A 19,172-nucleotide genomic window follows, 5' to 3' on the forward strand; every position below is an offset into this window, starting at 1 on the left:
AGGGAATGTTGCGCCTCTCTGGTCCATGGCAGAAGAAAAACAGGCCGTGGCGGGCGGGATTATGGCCATCCGGGAGCGGATTTTCCGGGCCATGGAGCAGGCAGGGCGTTCCCTGGACATGCCCACCGGAACTTTCAGGACGGACCTGCTGATCCAGCGCCTTTCCCATGCAGAGGCAGCGGACCTTGAGCCCTATGTGCTGCGGACAGCGGCTCTGAAACAGCAGGTCCGGGCTGCGGCGGACGCCAATCTGGGTTATCTCAGGCTTTGCCTGGATGTGGTGGACGAGATGATGGCTGTTTTCATGCGACCCGCCCAGGCCGCAGGATATGATCGGAACCGCCGTATGCCCGGAGCGGGGAATGCTTATGTGAACCGGAGGGTTTAGCCATGGCCGGAATCAACCATACCCTGAATATTGCAAGGCAGGGGCTTTCTGCCCAGCAGCTGGGGCTGAATGTCACAGGCCATAACATCGCCAATGTGAACAACCCGGATTTTTCCCGTCAGTCCGTTCCCCAGGCGGCCAATGCGCCCATTTCCCAGTCCGGTTTTCTCATCGGAAGTGGTGTGTCCAGTCAGCAGATCCGTCAGACCGCGGATCAGCTCCTTGAAGACCGCATCGCAACCCAACAGTCTGCCTATTCAGCTTCCGAGGCCTTCATGGCCTATATGAAAACCCTGGGCAATATGTTCAACGAAAGCTCGGAAACCAGCATGAGCCGCCTTCTGCCGGAGTTCTGGGATTCCTGGAATACCCTGGCCAACAACCCCGGCGGGGCTGCGGAGCGGATGAATGTCTATGAAAACGGCATGAAGCTCACCGAACGCTTCAATCTCATGGACCAGGATCTTTGGAACCTGGAGCAGGATCTGAACAAGGATATCCAGGCGGGGATCGGAGAGGTGAATCGCATCACCTCTGAGATTGCACGCCTGAATCAGGCCATCATGGGCCAGGAGACGAGCCGAACATCCAATGACAACCGGGATCTCAGAAACTCTCTGCTCAAAGAGCTGTCCCAGTGGGTGGATATCAAGAACTTTGAAGGGTCCAATGGAGCCATCACCGTAACCACAGCGGGGGGGTTTTCCCTGGTATCTGGCACGTCTTCCTATGCCTTGAAGTTTGAGGGCAACCAGGTCAAGTGGCAGTCGTCCTCTGGTGGATATGTGGATATTACAGCACGCATTGAAGGCGGAGCCCTGGGCGGATGGCTGGAAATGCGGGATGTGGAGTTGCCCCGTTACCGTCAGGAGATGGACGCCCTTGCCCGGGAAACCATATGGAACGTGAATCGCCTGCACAGCCAGGGCGCAGGAACCCAGTACATCACAGGTAGTCTGAATGGAAGTTATGCGCCCCAGAAAAGCAATTGGCTGGCCACACTTCCCTATGGGGATCGTGTGGATTACACCAAGGATTTCGGACTCTGGGTGGAAAACAAGGGCAGCAGCCCGTCCACCTATGCGCAGAGCGTGGTGGATATGGGATTGTCTTCGGCCCAGCCCCAGGGGTGGACAGGGTCTGCTCCGGACCTGGAAAGCGTGCGCTATGATTTTACGGTGGTGCGCAGCGGAACCACCGGAGAGTCTCTGTGGCTTGCCGACGGTGAAAATCTTGCATCCGTGCAGACGGCAGAAAGCATGGACGCGGCCCTCACCCAGGCCATACGGCGTCAGACCCTGACCATCACCGATGGCAATGGTCAGGTGCAGACCCTTGAGGTGGGGCAGACCCAAGGCATGGTCGCGCCTTCTGCCGCGGCCATTGCTGCGGCTTTGAATGGTGTGGATGGCCTGCAGGCCTACAGCCTGCCCAACCAGATGACCCTTGACATTGCAGGCCTTCTTCCCGGCGTGGCGGGTATGGAGGCCTTTGATGAGGTGCGCTTTACCCTGGCTTCGGGGAGCATTCGGGAAGAGGTGGTTTTCCGTGTGGGAAGCGATGACGCCACTACCCGGGCCAACTTTGAAAATGCCCTGCGGGCTGTGGTGGATGGGGCATCGGATCTTACGCTGGACCACGACGCCATGGCAGATCCCAATGTTTTTGTACTGAAAAGTCATGCGGGTGAGAATCTCGGGATCGGAGATTTTCAGGTTGTGGACAATGCCCGCATCACCCTGGATAATTTTGTGGAAGATGGGGGCGGGCCGGGATCTGCCACCTTTACCCTGGGCGGCGTGGAAATCACCTTTCAGCTTGTGGCGGACCAGAGCCTTTCCGCCGGGAATCTTGTGGCCGCCCTGAACCGGGAAAGCAGTGCTTTGAAGGCGCAGGGGATTTCCTGGGCTCTCAATGGTGCAGGCACGGGTGTGGAAATCTGGGGATCCGGAGGCAAGGCACTGGATCTTACGGATCTGGCGACCCACGGAGGCAGCGAGGATGGGGGCTTCACCCTCACCGGCGCTTCCGGAACCCTGGTGAACGGCGTGGATTCCGGAAGTATCGTGCTGACAGCACCTTCGGGAGGAGGGGCTTCGGGCGCGGGCGTGGCGCCGGATGTCCTTGGTGCAGGCGCGCTGGCTGCGGATGGAGCCCTCCTTGTGAGCGGCGGGGTGGATTCGGCGGTCAAGACGTCTTCTCTCACCATTTTTGCAGCACCGGGCATGACGCTTGCCACGGATGCCCAGCCAGGATTCGGGAGTCTTTTCAGTGGGGCGGCCAATCTGCCGGTTCCTTCGGGAAATGCCGTACTCACCCTGGGAGGAGACGGAGGGTTTGGCGGTTTCAATGCAGGAGATACGGTTTCCTTTGTGGTGGATGGCATGCAGGTGAGTTATGCGGTGGATGCGGCCCATACCCAGGATAAGGATTTTGCAGACGAACTTGTGAACGCTCTGAAGGCTGCGGGTCTGGATCCCGCCCTGTACCGGATCACGCAGACGGGTGCTGCGGTGTCCATTCTGAGGACGGATGGGGAAGCCATCCGACTTGCGGATTTTGATGACACCACAGGGGATGCCTCCCTGCGGGTGGTGACGGGCAGCGGATTCGGACTGGAAGGACCCGCCACCGTGCTTCTGGAGAGCGGGGGGCTGAGGTCTGCGGAATCTGCGGTGTTTGGCACGGGAGCTGCCGTTGAATGGCGAAAGTATGATGCGGACGGGCAATACACGGGGGTATCCGGTCGCATTGATGTGCGGGATTCCGGTCCCTATGGGGTGGAAGGGGATCTTGCCTTTCAGTTTTCTCCGGGAACCCTGGTGGCGGGCAATACTTTTTCCGTGAATACGGATGAAAACGGGAGGGTTTCCCATCTGGACATGACGGTGAAAGGCCGGGCTGGCAGTGTGAATGACAGCTATGTTTTTACCGTGAAACCTCCGGGCGGGGCCCTGGGTGAGGAAACTGTCACCCTGATGTGGGAGAGTCGGTACGGCCATGGGGAGGTGACTGTGGAGGTGGACAGTCGCACCAAGCCACCCATCTACGTGGAAGTGGATGGCATGCGTCTTGGCTTTGAGTCCGGTATGCTTTTTAAAAACGATATTTTTATCATTGAAACGGATGCCGCAGGCAATGGAAGCCTGATGCGGGCCTCGGACTGGCACTGGACCACAGACAGCTTTGCGGCCCAGTTTAACCGCCAGAGCGAAGGGGTGACGGCAAAGGTTCTGGCTGATGGCAGTCTTTCCTTTACAACCCAGTCTCCTACGTTTGAAATTTCCGATGTGGGCTGCTCGGGTGTGAATGGATTCTGTGATGTGAATACCCAGGTTCGTGTGCTCGACGCCACGGCCCTCAGTGAGGAAGCCCTGGATTTCCGTTTGGCCAGGGATGGGTCTGGAAACTGGTCCATTCAGAACGACTATACCTATGGCGTGGCCCAACTGGTGCCGCCCGGAGGGCACGATTCGGGGTTTGGCATTGACCTTACGGGCAACGGGCTTGCGGATATTCATCTTTCCTTTGATCAGCCGGTCACAGGTTCGGGTCATGTGGAATTTGATATCCTGAAAAGAAATCCGGAACATTACGGTTTTGCCTTTTCTGGTGATGCGGCCCATGACAGCGGGCTTGCCGCAGCCCTTGGCCTGAATACCTTTTTTACGGGCACAGACGCCAAAACCATGGAAGTGAACGGAAGATTGGCAGAGCTGAAGAACATCAACGCAGGCAGCCTGGACCCCGCAACCGGAGAACTCCGCAAGGGTGACAACAGCATGGCCAGGGCATTGTCCGATCTTCAGGATGTTACCATCCGTTTTGAGGAATGGCGTTTTTCCCGCAATGGCAAGGCGGTTTCCGCCCAGGCCGACGCTTCTCTGGAAGGTTACTATCAGATGATGGTGAGCTCCCTGGGAGTGAGGTATCAGACGGAACAGCGATCTTTAAGTTTCTATGCCGTGATGATGTCCAATCTTGGTCAGCAGCGGGATTCCCTTTCCGCCGTCTCTCTGGATGAGGAAATGGTGAATCTTATCAAGTATCAGCAGGCGTTTACTGCGGCGGCCAAACTGATCACGGTTTCCGATGAAATGCTCAGCACCCTGGTCAATATGAGGTGATCCATGCGCGTACCCAATAAAATACTCTTTGATACCTCCCAATACCGCCTGGGCAATCTGAGTTCCGACATGCTCAAGGCCAATGAAACCGTGATCACGGGAAAAAGGATCCAGGGCGTTGGGGATGATCCCGTGGGCCTGAGCCAGGTCATGCACCTGAAGTCTTCGGTGAGCAGCATGGCCCAGCTGGATAAGAACATCGGGGTGGGTAAAACCTGGCTGAATGCCACGGATGCGGCCATGGACAGTTTGAAGGATCTGATCACAGAGGTGAATCTTGAGGTAAGCAAACTCATCACTGCTTCCGCAGGTCCCCAGGAGCGCAGCGATGCGGTTTCAAGGATTGATACCATCCTCCGTCAGGTGGTGGATCTCGGGAACACCCGGGTGAATGGCAATTATATCTTTGGCGGTTCCCGCATGGACGCGCCGCCCTTTGTCTACCATGATACGACCAGTCCCCCCTATGTGAGCTACGAAGGCGATCACGAAGCTTTCCGGATCCGCACCGGAGAAAACAAAGCCGTGGAAGTGGGGCGGGATGGATCCAGGGTTTTTTATACGGATTACGTGGATGTGAACAGCACCAACAATACCCTGGTTTTTCAGGAAGATAAGGGGCTGGGGCCCGCTTTCCGTAAAACCATGACCCTGGAGCTGCCCACAGGCTCCTACACGGGAAAGGATCTTGCCCAGGAGGTGGAAAACCGCATGAACGCCCTGTCCGCAAAGGAAGGGTATGGCCTGAGCTATGCCGTGACCTATGATGCAGAAAATCAGTCCTTTTCCATCCGGGAGACGGGAGGGGGAGACGGAAGCTTCACACGGTCGGAAATCCTGTGGCAGACCGGCGGGGAACCGCGCATCGAAAATGCGGGGGTTACGGGAAGCATTCCTCCGGAAAGTCTTGGGATTACGCTTAAAAATCCATCGGCGATCCTGAAGGCCACGGAAACGGATAAGCCCATGCGCCTGGTCTGGGATGGGAGCGGAAGTTTCATTGTAAAGGACAACCCCGGGTATGTGCTGCCCGCAAAAATCACGCCTGAAAACGGAATGATCCGGCTGGACCTCACGGACAATGGGAGCCCGGATCTGGAGATTTCCGTGGATATGGACGCCATCCGTTCCGGAGACAGCATTTATTTTTCCATGGCCACTTTCAAGGGCAATACCTCCATTGGCCGGGATATGGGTTTTTATGGGGCCAATACTTCTTTGAATCCACCGATCAGCAGTTTCAGGCCGGATTCCATTACGGAAATGGAGATTGATGCCAGCAATCTTCACATTGATTTTGCGGAAACCGACGACCTGGGCAATCGGATTCAGACAACAGCGGTTCTGACACCCGGCGTGTACGGAGATATGAAGGCTCTGACTGCGGAGATCCAGAGGGCCATGGAAGCGGCTTCTCCCAATGGGGTTTCCTATGCGGTGAGCTATGATGCGGAAAAAAGCCGTTTTTTCATCCGTGAGGACGGGGGGGATCTCACCCGGCTTGAGCTTCTGTGGCGCACAGGCCCGAGCGCAGGTCTTTCCAGCAGTGCTGAAACCCTTGGCTTTGATGTACAAAATGATGTTCTGACCTATCCCCAGAGCAGCACTTCGCCTGTGCTTTTCAAGGTGACATCGGAAAACAACCGTATCAATTTTGAAGAAACCGTGGGAGGCGTGGCTTCCGGACCTCTGAGCGCGGTGATTCCTGCGGGTTCTTACCGGAGCATTGCGGATTTTGAAGCTGCGGTTTCTGATGCCCTGACCCTGGCTTCGGCCAATGGTGTGGCTTACACGACAAGCTATGATCCGGCAACCCGCCGATTTTCCATCACAGAGGATGGTTCTGCAGACAGTGTGACCTTTCTCTGGGCAACGGGCGAGGACGCAGCGCGGAGCATCCGGTCTGTGCTGGGCTATGAGGGCGGTGCCGATGTGAGCATTGCGGGAGGGGTCCCCTATGAGGCGGAGACTGAAGCCCGCCTTTTTACCCTGGATAGTCAGAACAAACGTCTGGATTTTCAGGAGGTGGATGAACAGGGTAAGGCCGGAGAGGTGATTTCCATTGTGCTGCCGGATAAGGAATATTCCGATCCCTTTGCCCTTGCAGCGGATATCCAGGCTTACATGCGGGAGGCCTCGCCTTCGGGCATCGCCTATGTGGTGGGATATGATGCGGCGAACAACCGATTTTCCATCCGGGGCGGTGGCGAAGGGATGGGAGAAACCCGTCTTTTATGGAAAAGCGGTCCCAATGCGGAGCGTAGTCTGGCGCAAACCCTGGGTTTTGATCCGAATCAGGATGAGAGTACGGTGTTTCCCGGCAGCGATCGGAGCGTGGTGCGGGTGGTGGTGACCGGGGATAACAACAAGCTGGATTTCAGGGAAGTGCTGAAGGAAGGCGATAAGGACGCTTTTTGTGAGCTGAGCGCCACCCTGCCCGAAGGGGTTTATACGAGCATGGAAGACCTGGCTGCGGCCGTGGAAAGAGCCATGGAAACGGAATCCCGGAATAAAGGATTTGGTATAAAATATTCTGTGGGCTATGATGCACTCACGGGTAAATTTTCCATCCGGGAAGAGGCGGACCGTCTTCAGTCTCTGGATCTTCTTTTTGCAAGCGGGGAAAACCGTGCACCGGAGAAGGGCGGAAGCGGCCAGAGTATGGCCGGGCTTCTGGGGTTTGATGCAAGGGATCTTTCCTTTGCGCCCATGACCAGTAACCGGGAAGCGGAGTGGAGTCTGTTCAGAACCCTCAACGATCTTATGGCGGATCTTACGGCCAATGATGTGGAAGGCCTGGAACAGGGGCTGCAGCGGCTGGAGACTTCCTTTAAGCATTTAAATTCCTTGCATGCGGATACGGGTATCCGTTACAATCGTCTTGAAATTCAGGAACAAATCCATGTGGATATGAAGTTCTCCCTGACGGAGCGCAGATCTCAGATTGAGGATGCGGACATGATCGAAGCCATCATGAACCTGCAGTCCCGAGAGCTTGCCTATCAGGCGGCCATGAGTTCCACAGCAAAGATCATGAAGATGAGCCTGATGGATTACCTGTAAGGGCTGGAGGCATCCCATGCTGATACTGACGCGAAAAGCCGGAGAGCAGATCCGCATCGGAGAGGACATTGTCATTCAGGTGCTGGAGATGGGCCGGGGAGTGGTGAAGCTGGGGATTAAGGCCCCGAGGAGCATCGCCATTCACAGGGAAGAGGTTTTTGAGCGGGTGAAAGAAGCCAACCTTGCGGCCATGGAGGATGTGCGGAGCCAGCGTATGGACGCTGCTCTGCGCCTGTGGAAGGAACGCAGGGAAGATGCCAGGGGCGGGGATGAAACAAACCATCAATTTTAAACGGGAGATAGGCCCTATGCAGATTCAGACAGCGAAATTTGGCGTGGTCACCGTGGAAGAAGAAAAAATTCTTCATATGCCCTATGGTCTGGCGGGATTTCCGGGGGAGGATCGCTTTGTGATTCTGGACAAGGAAGACAGCAGACCCTTCTGCTGGCTCCAGTGCGTGGATGAACCGGAGATTGCCCTGATGCTCATGGATCCCTATCTCTTTAAGCCCGACTATGCTGTGGATGTGGAACCGGTGCAGGAGGAAATGGGGTGGACGGAGGAGTCGAGGGAAGATCTTCTGTTGTACGTTGTGGTGCGTATGTATTCGGAAGAAGCGGAAAATCCGAAGAAAGAAGCCGCCTTGAGGCTGGTGGCCAATCTGGTGAGTCCCTTGCTTGTGAACGCGAAAAAAAAGCAGGCCGTGCAGGTTGTCATGTATGACACCCACTATTCCTTTGAACATCCTGTGGTATGAGAAAAATCAGCATGGGGGTCTGATCGGTTTTGCCGGAATCAGACCCTTTCATTCAGAAGAATGCCCGCAAGTTCGGCCATTTTTTCCCGTATGGTGACAAGCTCTTCCGGCGGAATCTGTTTGATCACTTCCTTGGTGTCCCGGTTGATGATGTTCACCATCAGCTCTTTGGTTTTTTCATGGATGGAAAAACCAAGGCTGGTCTTCAATTCATCCATGTATTGATTCAGCTCACGGGTTGCCTTTTCCACCTCTTCCATAGGGGTGGCTTTTTCTTTTTTCTTTTCTGGTTTCAGCGTCGTGTTTTCATGGTTGGCGCGGGTTTTATTTTCCTGTACTGCCTCAGGTTCGGAAACACTGCGTACTTTATTCAGATCCCCTGCCTGTTTTACGCCCTGGGTGGATGTAATTTCCATGGGATCCTCCCCTTTCTCATTCCCCTGTTGTGCAAGGGGCTTGGGATGTCGATTGTGGTGGAAGACTAACCTGAAAGGCGGACAAGCGCTCTGCCCTGGGCTGCTGCGCCGTATCCGTTCACGGCTGTCTTTCCTTTTTTCAGCTCCTGCATCTGGCGGGAGAGAGTGGTTTTGTGCTGACGTATGCCTTCGGTGATGATGGCATCCCTGTCCAGCAGGGTCTGGATGCGACGGTTGCAGGCCTGGGCCATATCTGCACGGACCTCGTCCGAAAAGGCCGGAGTCTGCATCTGACGCAGAAGGCTGCGGAGCTGCTGCTCCAGTTCCGCAAAGTTCCGGGACCGTTCAAAATTCATGGTTTCAATGTCCGGCTCAGGGGCTTCCAGCGCCTTCAGGTGTTCTCCCTGCATGTGCGTATACACGTCAAAGCTGTTTAGCAGATCCTGGGGTAAAAAATCCATAGGAAACCACCTTTTTTATGCGGTGAAACTGCGACCGTAATTTCGCATGGCCTGCCCTTTGCTGCCATATCCGGGAGACGCCGGAGCTGCGGGCGTCTGCGCTGTCGGAGGATGGGGCTGGGGTGCCGGATCTGCGGGTGCTTTGGCCGCAGGAGCGGCGGCAGGCTGCTGGTTTAAGGTTGTTTTGACGGCATTGGTTTCCGCAGCAGGCAGGGCCATGACCTGTTCGGCCCAGATTTTGCGCAGCTGGGCAATATATCGTTCGGTCTGCTCAATGGGTTTTACGTTGTTGTTCAGGGATGCTTTGGGCAATTCCGTAAGGATGCTTGTGTAAAGTCCCCGGAGAAATTCCGTTGCATCATCGTTCATGTTGGGATTGAGAGAGGCCTGAAGCTCACCGATGATGGCAATGGCCCGCCCCAGGTTTTCTCCGCGTTTCTGGGGGTTGTTTTCCAGAGCTCCTTCCCGAGCCCCCTTAAGAAAGCGCAGGGCACCATCGTAGAGCATGAGGATAAGGCGCCTGGGATCCATGCCGTCGAAATGGTTGCTCTGGTAGGTTTTGTATGCGGTTGCTGCACTCATATGAACGCCCTCCTTGGGATGTGGGGTGGGGTCTTGGGTTTATTTTTTATTGCTGTTTGCTGCGTTGTTAAAGGAATCAAACATGTTTTTCATGAAGTCGGCCTGATTGTTGAGGGCGCTGATGGATTTATCGAGACGGATAAACTGCAGGGTCATAATCTCGTATTTGCGATCAAGTCTGGTTTTGGCGTTTTCAATGGTGGTGTCCAGACGTTTGGCCCTTTCTTCCATGGTGTTTTTTTCCAGGGAAAAGGCGCCGGTGTCGGAAGTCATTTCCGTAAGCCTGTCATTGAACATATCCCCAAAGCCCTTTACGCCCAGATCCGCATCCCCGATGAAGAATTTCCGCACACTGTCGGGATCATTTTCAAGGGCCGCATCCAGCTTGCTTTCATCAAAGGAAATCTGGCCTGTGCTGTCAATGGAAAGCCCCAGGTCAAAAAGAGAGGAAATACCGCTGCGGCTACCGCTCATGGGCTGAGAGAGAAGGTTGTTGAGTTCGCTTTGCACAGTCCGGACCGAGGCGACATTGTTCAGAAGCCCTTCATCATCGTTTTCCGGTTCACGGATTCTGTGTTTTACCAGTTCGCCTGAAAAGGCCATCAGACCTTCCATCATTTCCGTGATGGCGGTTTTAACCCCTTCGTAGTCTGCCTTGACGGTGAGGGTGGCCTTTCCTTCGCTTTGCAGGTTCAGGGTGAGGCCGGGGATGACATCATTGATGTCTTTGTCGTTGTTGCGCTGGTAGGCAATGCCGTTCACCGTGAACCGGGCGTTCAGGGATTCCCCGTCCTTTCCCTGAACTTCTTCCATGGCAAGGCCATCCAGAAAGATGCGGTTGGCTTCTCCTGTGTCCCTGGAGGTAAGGGTGAAGCGGTATCCCTTGGCGCCGCTGCCGTCATTGATGATGGCGGCCTGCATGCCATAGTTTTCCCCTTTTTCATTGATGGTATTCACAAGGTTTTCGTAGGTGCTGCCTGCGGCCACAGAAACATAGACCGGCTGATTTTCCACACCCAGCTGGTATGAAAAGGAAAGGTCGGGCTTGATGAAGTTGAGTCCCTCACCTTCCATGAGAATCTGCTGGTTGGTTTTGTCATCCGGATCTGCGGCTGCCATGCGGATGTAGGCACCGTTCGGTCCTTTCACCACGGAAGCCTTCACAAGGGGCGCGCCTGCTTCATCTGCATTGCCCGCAGCACCGTTGATGGCTTCGGCCACTTCGTCCAGGGTGGCTCCTGCCTGGATGTCCACCTCAATGGCGGTATCGCTGGGGCCAAAGGTGAAGCTGAAGCTTGTGGCTGTGTCCACCGCCTTGCTTTCTCCGGAAAGCAGTCCTGTTTCCGGATGGCCGTATACCATGGAAGAAGGACTGTCAAAGCCAGCACTCTGCCAGGCGCTTTTGCGGGCCAGAGATTGAACGTCCAGGGTATGATTGCCCGAAGCGATGCCCGATGCGGCCGTGGCTGTCACCACGTCTTCTTTTCCTGAAGTTACCTTACGGCCAAGGAAACTGGATGCGAGGGAAAGGGTGCGCGCCGAAGACCGGATTCCCATGAGTTTGGCATTGAGGCTGTCCAGGGTGTTTGCCTGGGTGCGTATCAAGGTGCGGTTTTCTTCGTTTTTCTTGATGGGCGACTCGTCAATGCCCCGCAGATCATCCAGCATTTTCTGCAGATCAAGGCTGGATCCAAGTCCGATGCTGCTGATGGTTCCCAGTGCCATGGTTTCCTCCTTCGGGGAAGTCTTCGGAATGACCGGAACTCCGGTGCCGGGCCTTTCCCCATGTCATGTCCTTTGTATCGGCCATACGTCCATGAAACCTTAAGATATTTGTGATCTTTTTTCCATAGGTCATGAACAGATAGACCCCTCCCTTGCGGGAGAGGCCATCTCGGCCGGGCAGGGGAATGCCCTCCTGGTAAAACGGGGCGGCTTTTTTAAGATACCGCCCCGGCCTGGGCGGGGGAACGCCCGGGGTCTTGCTTACTGGAGCAGGCTCATGACGTTCTGGGAGCTGGCATTGGCCTGGGCCATGGCGAAGGTGCCTGCCTGCATCAGAACCTGCATCTTGGTGAAGGTGGCGGACTCGTCGGCAAAGTCCACATCCCGTATGGTGGATTCTGCGGCGTTCACGTTCACCCGCGTGGTGGAAATGTTGGAGATGGTGGACGCCAGCTGATTCTGTACGGAGCCGAGATCCGCCCGGATCTTGTCGAGGTCTTTCAGGGCGGCATCCGCGATGGCGATGGCCTTCTGGGCGTTTTCCTGGTTCATGACATTCACCTGGGAGAGCCTCAGCATTTCCGTGTCCCCGATCTGTGCTTCCGCAGTGCCGGACTTGGCGTCGTTGGCGGCAAGAGTCGTTCCAGCCTTGAGTACGGAGCCGTTCTGCAGGGTCATGTCCTGTTCCACCCTGGTATCTTTTGGGAGGGTAATGTTCTGTCTCAATACCGTACCTGCTGTGTGGAGGTTGCCTTCGGCATCCGTTACATCCATGGCCAGCAACGTATTTTCTGCGAGAATACTGCCCTCTCTCAGGATGCTGCCCGCAGCTACCAGAAGATTGGTTTCTGGCGAAACGGTTTCGTCATTTCTGAGGGTGATGGTTCCACCAATGGTCGAGCCATTGGCAAGTACGGTGTTGTCAGCCATGACAGAGCCTTTGGCCAGAATGAAGTCTGCGGTGATGGTGACATCATTGGCGAGATCCGCCCGGCCTCCGATCATGGAGCCTGCTTCGGCTTTAAAGGCGTTGAAAGCAACCAGGGTGGAGCCTGCGCTGATACTGCTATCCTGTATCAGGGTCATGTTGTTGCGGATGGTGACATCCGCACCGATACGGGAGCCTGCTTCAAGACGGGTGTCCCCTTTGAAAATGGATCCTTCATTTACGATCATATCAATCCCAAGGCGAAGATCCTGTTTGAGGGTGATTTTTGCGCCTACAGAACTTCCGGCTTCCAGTCGGGAATCTTCATTGATTTTAGATCCCCCCTTTAAAATCATGTTCTTATCCAGGGTTGTGACATTTCCTGCTTTAACCGTAATCTCCTGATCTATGCGACTGTCCGTATTTAAAACGGAACCGTCTTTGAGCATGGATCCCGCATTGAGGGTCATATCTGCTGTTATGTCAGCGTCTCCTGAAACGGTGATGTCTGCATTGATCCGTGAACCCTGCTCCAGTACGGTTTTTTGACCCGCTTTGGAGAACAGTGTGGATCCTGCATTGAGGGTCATTGTGGTATCTACATCCATGGTATTTCCGAGTTCGATGGATGTGTCAATTCTTGAGCCTTCCCTGAGGGTGCTGCCAGTGGCAAGTGTGGAGCCCTGTGTCAGGGTCATGTCTGTCAGAAGGGACTTGGAAGCACCGCCTGCAATGGTGGCATTGACGGAGAGTTTTGAATTCAGTGCAATACTGGTTCCTGTTGCAAGCACGGTATTGCTCTGTACCACCATATCGTTGTTAACGGTCATGTCGGAGCTGAGAACAATGTCTGCTCCGAGGCTGGAGCCTGCATTGAGCCTGGATCCTGCATTGAGGGTTGAGCCGATGGCAAGCTCCTTGATACCCGCAGTGGTCGTAAGGTCGCCACTGAGAGTAATGGTAGCACCAATGATATCGCCATTTGCCTCCACCAGTTGGCGCAGGGTGAGGTTGCCGTCCCCGGTGATGGTCTTGTATCCTTGATGAATATCCCCTGTGGCAAGGGTCTGTCCGTTGGCGAGAATGGTGTCCCATCCCAGTGATGAGCCTGATGCCAGGATGCCTGTGATATTGAAGCTTGCCTCTGTTGTGTTTGTGTCGCCAGAGACATGAGCCGTTCCACCCAATACCGTATTGGCACCTATAGTGGATCCTGAAACAATGGTTGAGTTGCGGGCGATGGTGCTTTCCTCTGTCATGGTGGCAGCGGATGCGATGGCAACGGTGCCGCCGAAGGTGGAACCTGCTGCGATGACAGAGCCGGAACTGAGGACAGAGCCCTTTTTAATCAAACCCTCTCTGTCACCCAGGGCTGTGGTGGCGGATGCCAGGGTGGCTTCTCCACCCAAAGTGCTGTTTGCCGCAATGATGGTGCCAGAGCCAATTTTGCTTCCTGCGGTGATCAGGCTGTCGCTGGTCGTCTGGCTGTATGTTTCGTCTTTCAGAGTTACCTGGCCACCCAGTACGGTGTCCTTGCTGATGACGGAATCTTCTGTCAGTTTTGAACCTGCGGTGATATGGGCCTCTTTGCTGGTGTATCCCGTATCTCCTGTGATGGTGATCTTACCGCCAAGGGTGGAATCTGCGGCAATGATGGTGCCTGATCCCAGTCTGGAGCCCTGCATGATGAGAGAGTCGCCGATGGTACTTTCCGTGATGCCGCTTAAGACTGCTCTGCCACCCAGGATGGAGTTGGCTGCAATTTCTGAATCTGCCCTGATGACTGAGTCTTTGGTCAGGATGCTTGTGCCTGTGGTGGCCTGGGTCTCGCCTATCCTTGCCTGTCCGCCGATGGTGGATCCTGCGGCCAGAAGGGAGTTGGCTACGATGACAGAGCCTTCTGTCAGAAGACTTTCCTGGGTGGTGTTGATGCTGTTGCCCTTGATGTCTGCACCGGTAAGGGTCTGGCCCGTGGTGAAGCCTGCGGCCAGTTCGCTGTTTTTTGCGAGAACAGAGCCTTCTTTGAGTACGGATTCCAGCGTGGTTGCCTGGGAGTTCCCCTGAATCTGAATACTGTTTTCAAAGGCTATGGCATTTCCGCCACCTACGTTGTTGATGATGATTTCCGCTGAGCTCATCTGTGTTACCTGAATATAGCCCGTGGTACTCATGTTGGTGTTCCGGAGTACGGTTTCTGTTTGCGGGCCGCCTGTGCGTACATCAATGGCGCGGCCATCGGAGGATGTCAGCGTGAGGTAGCCGCTGGAATCCACGGAAGCAACAATACCGTGCTGGGCTGTTTTTTGATTGATGGCCTTGGTCAGGGAGTAGTCAGCGTCATTGTTTTTTACGTCAACGGATCCGATGGTGACACCGTTGATGGCAAATTCCTTATCCGTTGCACCTGCCGCAATGCTCAGGGCTGTGGTGGAAGTGACAAAGGCGGCGGCGGAAATGCCGAGGACGTCACTGAGGCGATTTAAGGCATCGGCCACAGCGCCCATGCTGTTTTCACGGTTGTTGCTGTATTTCACCTCAACGGTTTCAAGATCAAAGGTCTTATCCAGGATGTTGGAGTAGATGGCAAGATTGACAAGGCCCGGCTCATTGTCCTTCAGGGTCATTTTACTGACGGAGGTGTGGCCGATTTTGTCGGATTGGGAGGCGGCAATGGAAATATTCACCGTCTCGCCGGAATAGGCCCCAACCTGGAATTTTTTGTTGGTGAAAGCTCCGGAAAGAAGTTTCTGGTTGTTAAAGGAGGTGCTTTTGGCAATGGTATCCAGGTTCTGGAGGAGCTTGTCAATGTCGGACTGAATGGCCGCGCGCGAGTCTGTGGTCTGTCCATCCTGGGCCGCCTGGATGGCTTTCTGCTTGATGGTGTTCACGATATTGATGGATTCTTCCAGAGCGGCATCCGCTGTCTGAACGATATTAATGCCGTCGCTGGCGTTTCGGATGGCCTGGCCGAGGCCCAAGCCCTGGGATTTCAGGGAGTCGGCAATGGTCATGCCGGATCCGTCGTCCGCAGCTTTGTTGATGCGCAGGCCCGATGAGAGACGCTCCAGGGATGTGGACAGGTGCCCATCGGTCTTGGAAAGGTGCTTGTGCGCCGTCAATGATGCGATGTTGGTGTTGATTCGAAGACCCATGGTATTCCCCCTTTGGCGGATGTGGGTAAGATCAATCTGCCAAATGGCATTTCCCCTTGCCGTTTTGGCGTGCTCTCTTTGTTGGCAAGCTAAAAAGCAAGATGGGTGCCAAGGTTTTTTGTGTTTGTTTTCTTGTTTATTATCAGTATCTTGGTGTTGTTTTTATTGAAATGGAATAAGGGGTGAGGTCGCAGGTTTCTGGGCGGATGGGGAAAAAAGGGGAAAATGCGGCAAAAATTTCCGATTGGGGAGAGAAAGGGAGGGGGATTTGTCTGTATGCATGTTGGCATGAGAAAGCCCCCAAAAAATCCTCTGTGGAGGTTCGTGGGGGCTGATCTCTGGAGTTCAGTGGGGAGGGATTGCAGAGCTTTGAGAATTCTTGCTACTCAAGGAGCTGCATAACCCGTTCGTAGCTGATGGGATTATGGGCTGTGGCAAGATTTTCCGGTCTGGGCAGGGACTGGAGTCCTGCCATGACTGTATCCTCTTCAAAGGAAGAAAGGGGCTGGGAAGATGTTGCCGGACTCAGAGCCTGGGCGGAAAAGGTGGTTTTGTCTTCGGGCAGCCTGGTCTTTTGAGGCAGAGGATGTTCTTCGGTCTTCTGCGGTCCTCTGGCAGTGTCGTGTGGGGCATTGGATATGGACTTGTGGGTATGCACGTTGTGGGTGTTCATCTGGATGGTCATGGCTTGGCCTCCCTTGGCTTGTGGGATGGAGTGCTGAGGGTATGGACCCTTGGCGCGTTTTCCTGCAGAACATAAAAGCAAAAATCGCGCCAGCGTTTATGGAAGAATTTCCCAGCAAAAACCGGAAAGATTTCTTTCCTTCCCGGAAAAGGCCATGCCTATGGCATAGATTTTTTTTCCCTCAGCCTTGTATTTTACATGATAGCCCCTGTTTCTGATTTGTTCCAGCGCCGCCTCTGCCGCTCTGGCATCCTCTGCCATTTTGAACTCAAAAAGGTACACCTTGTCTTCCATGCGCAGGCTTAAGTCGATGCCGCCTTTGTTTGTTCTTTCTTCCGGTGTGATATCAAGCCCCATGGATGCAAGGTAGCTGTAAAAAACGGAAGCATAGTGACCTTCATAGGCATGTATGTTGTTTTTTCTGTACCAGTCATGGGGAATGGCTGCGAGAAGGGCATGGAAGTGGTCACGGAGGATATCCGGATCTCCCTTGAGGAGGCTTTCATAGAGAGGGGCTCTGGAAGTTTCCCTGGGCCTGATGGCGTCAATGAAATAGATGGTGAGGGAATCGTTCAGGGCGGATTTTACTTCCATATTGGGGTAGCCCAGGGTGTACTGGGTCAGCAGGCCGATCTGCCGCACCCCTTTGATGGTGAGATAGCCTGTCTGAAAAAGCAGGGTTTCGGGGCTGATGAGGTCAATGTCGAAACTGTCCAGAATGGCGCTTGTGGCTTGCACGTTTTCCATATCAAAGGAGTGGAAATTGTTTTTTTTGAGAATGGCGATGAGAAAGGAGGGGGTTGCGGTTTCAAACCAGTAGTTTCGTATCTGGCGGGTTTGCAGGGCGTTCAGGATGGCAAAGGGATTGTAAACCTTTTCCCCCAGCCAGGAATAGCCATTGTACCAGCTCCGGAGGTTTTCAGGGTCCAGCCCCTGCATTCGGTCGCTGAATACCTGGTGCAGTTCCTCTTCCGTATAACCGCAGAGGGTGGCGTATGCGTCGTTGAGGGTAATATCCTGGAGATGGTTTAAGCCGCTGAAAAGTGAAACCTTGGAAAATTTGCTCACACCGGTAATGAAAACGAATTTCAGATGGGCGTCTGCATCTTTCAGAACCGCATAGAAGTTTTTAAGCTCTTCCCGCATAAGGCTGGCCATGGCTTGATCGTGGATGCGATCCAGTATGGGTTTGTCATATTCATCAATGAGCACCACCACTTTTTTTTCTGTTTTACGGGAAATTCTGACAATGGCTTCCATGAAGCGGTCGTTGGGAGATCGCTTTTCATAGCTTATGCCATGCTCCTCCCGGATATCCATGAGAATGGATTCCATTTTAAGGGAAAGGTCTTCCGGGCTCCGGAATACCCCTGAGCCAAAACTGATGTGAATAACGGGGTGGCTGGTGTCCCATTTCCAGTGGTTTTCAAGGTAAAGACCTTTAAAAAGAGTTTTTTTACCCAAAAAAGCCTGGTGCAGGGTATCGAGGAAAAGACTTTTACCAAAGCGTCTCGGCCGTGAAAGAAAATAATATTTTCCCGCATCCGCAAGTTTTTTCACAAAAGAGGTTTTATCCACGTAGTAGTGATCTTCGGAGCGGATGGCCTCAAAGCTCTGTATGCCAATGGGCAGTTTTTTCATGGCGGCGTCCCTTTTGACCATTGAAGGATCCCTGCGCCCGATCACGGTACCCAGTTTTCCACGCAGAGGCCATCGACCCTTTTAAATTCACGCATGTTGTTGGTGACAAGAATAAGACCTTCACTACGGGCGTGTCCGGCAATGTGCAGGTCGTTGACCCCAATGGGGGTGCCCTGTTTTTCAAGATCCGCCCGGATACTTCCATAGTGTGCTGCGGCTTTTGCGCCATAGTCAAGAACTTCAAGCCGGGAAACAAAGTCTTCCACCTGCCGGAGGTTATGCTCGGATCTGCTGCTTTTTTCAACGCCATGCAGAAGCTCTGCGAGGGTTATGGAGGATATGCACATACGATTGGTATTCTGGTTGAATTTATCGAGAATATCTAATGGTTTACGTTTTATGACATAAATTACCATATTGGTATCAAGCATATATTTAAGCATCAAAATCTTCTCTTTCTGATTGAATCTGTGAGGCTCTTTCCGTCATGAAATCATCCGTGACCTTTTGATCGGACATGAAAAAGCTGTCCCAGGTGTTTTCAATGGGAGACAGAATCCGGTCTTTGCCAACAGCACGGACATGAACTTTTTTGATGGTGTCCGGAAACCGCATTTCAGCAGGAAGCCTGACTGCCTGTGATCGGTTGTTTGTGAAAATAGATCCATGGGCCATGGGGCACCTCCTTTTTTATACTTTAAAATATTGGCGAAAATGGCATATGTCAAATGGATATAGCATGGGGTGTGGGTTTCAGGGAAGGATTTTTGACCTTTGGGCAGAAAGTAAAAACTCCCCTTGAAGGGCCAGAGCCACTTCAAGGGGAGTTCTTTGGTTTCTGTTCCCCTGACCCCAACCTCTCTCCCGCAGGAGAGGGGCTTTGAGATGAGGGGTAGGGATTAGCTTACTGGAGCAGACTCATGACGTTCTGAGAGCTGGCGTTGGCCTGGGCCATGGCGAAGGTGCCTGCCTGCATCAGAACCTGCATCTTGGTGAAGTTGGAGGATTCTTCGGCAAAGTCCACGTCACGGATGGTGGATTCTGCGGAGAGTACGTTCACTCGTGTGGTGGAGATGTTGGAAATGGTGGACGTAAGCTGGTTCTGTACGGAACCGAGATCCGCCCGGATTTTGTCCAGATCCTTCAGGGCTGCGTCCGCAATGGCGATGGACTTCTGGGCGCCTTCCTGGGTAAGAACATTCACCTCAGAGAGCCGCAGCATTTCCGTTTCGCTCAGCTGGGCCGT

General features: G+C 54.0%; 15 protein-coding genes. 5 read left to right on the forward strand and 10 right to left on the reverse strand.

What is annotated here, in order from left to right:
* The 5 genes from RBR60_RS14265 to fliW form a co-directional block, all read left to right on the forward strand.
* Positions 1-388: hypothetical protein (locus RBR60_RS14265; protein ID WP_320357966.1), on the forward strand; the 388-nt coding region annotated here is incomplete at its 5' end.
* Positions 389-390: 2 nt separating this feature from the next.
* On the forward strand, positions 391-4,515 hold the full coding sequence (gene flgK, locus RBR60_RS14270; protein WP_320357968.1) for a flagellar hook-associated protein FlgK: 4,125 nt from the start codon (positions 391-393) through the stop codon (positions 4,513-4,515).
* Between the two features lie 3 nt (positions 4,516-4,518).
* Entirely contained in the window at positions 4,519-7,578 is a 3,060-nt protein-coding gene (gene flgL, locus RBR60_RS14275) for a flagellar hook-associated protein FlgL (protein ID WP_320357970.1), read from the forward strand.
* Positions 7,579-7,594: 16 nt separating this feature from the next.
* Positions 7,595-7,870 carry a carbon storage regulator CsrA gene (csrA, locus tag RBR60_RS14280; RefSeq protein WP_320357972.1) on the forward strand — a complete coding sequence of 92 codons (276 nt, stop codon included), beginning with the start codon at positions 7,595-7,597 and terminating at the stop codon, positions 7,868-7,870.
* A 16-nt stretch (positions 7,871-7,886) separates the two neighbouring features.
* Positions 7,887-8,336, forward strand: coding sequence for a flagellar assembly protein FliW (gene fliW / locus RBR60_RS14285; RefSeq protein WP_320357974.1), 450 nt, complete (start codon positions 7,887-7,889; stop codon positions 8,334-8,336).
* A gap of 38 nt (positions 8,337-8,374) precedes the next feature.
* Here fliW and RBR60_RS14290 read toward each other — a convergent pair whose 3' ends face one another.
* From RBR60_RS14290 to RBR60_RS14335, 10 genes are all read right to left on the reverse strand, one after another.
* Positions 8,375-8,752 (reverse strand): flagellar protein FlaG, encoded by a 378-nt coding sequence (locus RBR60_RS14290; RefSeq protein WP_320357978.1) that lies wholly within the window; start codon positions 8,750-8,752, stop codon positions 8,375-8,377.
* Positions 8,753-8,817: 65 nt separating this feature from the next.
* Positions 8,818-9,213 carry a hypothetical protein gene (locus tag RBR60_RS14295; RefSeq protein ID WP_320357980.1) on the reverse strand — a complete coding sequence of 132 codons (396 nt, stop codon included), beginning with the start codon at positions 9,211-9,213 and terminating at the stop codon, positions 8,818-8,820.
* Positions 9,214-9,228: 15 nt separating this feature from the next.
* Positions 9,229-9,795 (reverse strand): flagellar export chaperone FliS, encoded by a 567-nt coding sequence (fliS, locus tag RBR60_RS14300; protein ID WP_320357982.1) that lies wholly within the window; start codon positions 9,793-9,795, stop codon positions 9,229-9,231.
* Between the two features lie 39 nt (positions 9,796-9,834).
* Positions 9,835-11,520, reverse strand: a complete 1,686-nt coding sequence (gene fliD / locus RBR60_RS14305; RefSeq protein ID WP_320357985.1) for a flagellar filament capping protein FliD — start codon at positions 11,518-11,520, stop codon at positions 9,835-9,837.
* Positions 11,521-11,781: 261 nt separating this feature from the next.
* Positions 11,782-15,600, reverse strand: a complete 3,819-nt coding sequence (locus RBR60_RS14310; RefSeq protein ID WP_320357987.1) for a flagellin — start codon at positions 15,598-15,600, stop codon at positions 11,782-11,784.
* A gap of 382 nt (positions 15,601-15,982) precedes the next feature.
* Positions 15,983-16,285, reverse strand: a complete 303-nt coding sequence (locus RBR60_RS14315; RefSeq protein ID WP_320357989.1) for a hypothetical protein — start codon at positions 16,283-16,285, stop codon at positions 15,983-15,985.
* A 96-nt stretch (positions 16,286-16,381) separates the two neighbouring features.
* Complete coding sequence (locus RBR60_RS14320; protein ID WP_320357990.1) at positions 16,382-17,926, reverse strand: ATP-binding protein; 1,545 nt, start codon at positions 17,924-17,926, stop codon at positions 16,382-16,384.
* A 41-nt stretch (positions 17,927-17,967) separates the two neighbouring features.
* Complete coding sequence (gene vapC, locus RBR60_RS14325) at positions 17,968-18,369, reverse strand: type II toxin-antitoxin system tRNA(fMet)-specific endonuclease VapC (RefSeq protein ID WP_320357992.1); 402 nt, start codon at positions 18,367-18,369, stop codon at positions 17,968-17,970.
* Positions 18,362-18,601 carry a type II toxin-antitoxin system VapB family antitoxin gene (gene vapB, locus RBR60_RS14330; protein WP_320357994.1) on the reverse strand — a complete coding sequence of 80 codons (240 nt, stop codon included), beginning with the start codon at positions 18,599-18,601 and terminating at the stop codon, positions 18,362-18,364. Before vapB ends, vapC begins: the two co-directional genes overlap by 8 nt.
* A 229-nt stretch (positions 18,602-18,830) precedes the next feature.
* A partial coding sequence (locus RBR60_RS14335) for a flagellin (protein WP_320357996.1) occupies positions 18,831-19,172 on the reverse strand: 342 nt, incomplete at its 5' end.

The sequence above is a fragment of the Desulfobotulus sp. genome, from assembly GCF_034006065.1.
In the GTDB taxonomy this organism is placed as follows: domain Bacteria; phylum Desulfobacterota; class Desulfobacteria; order Desulfobacterales; family ASO4-4; genus Desulfobotulus.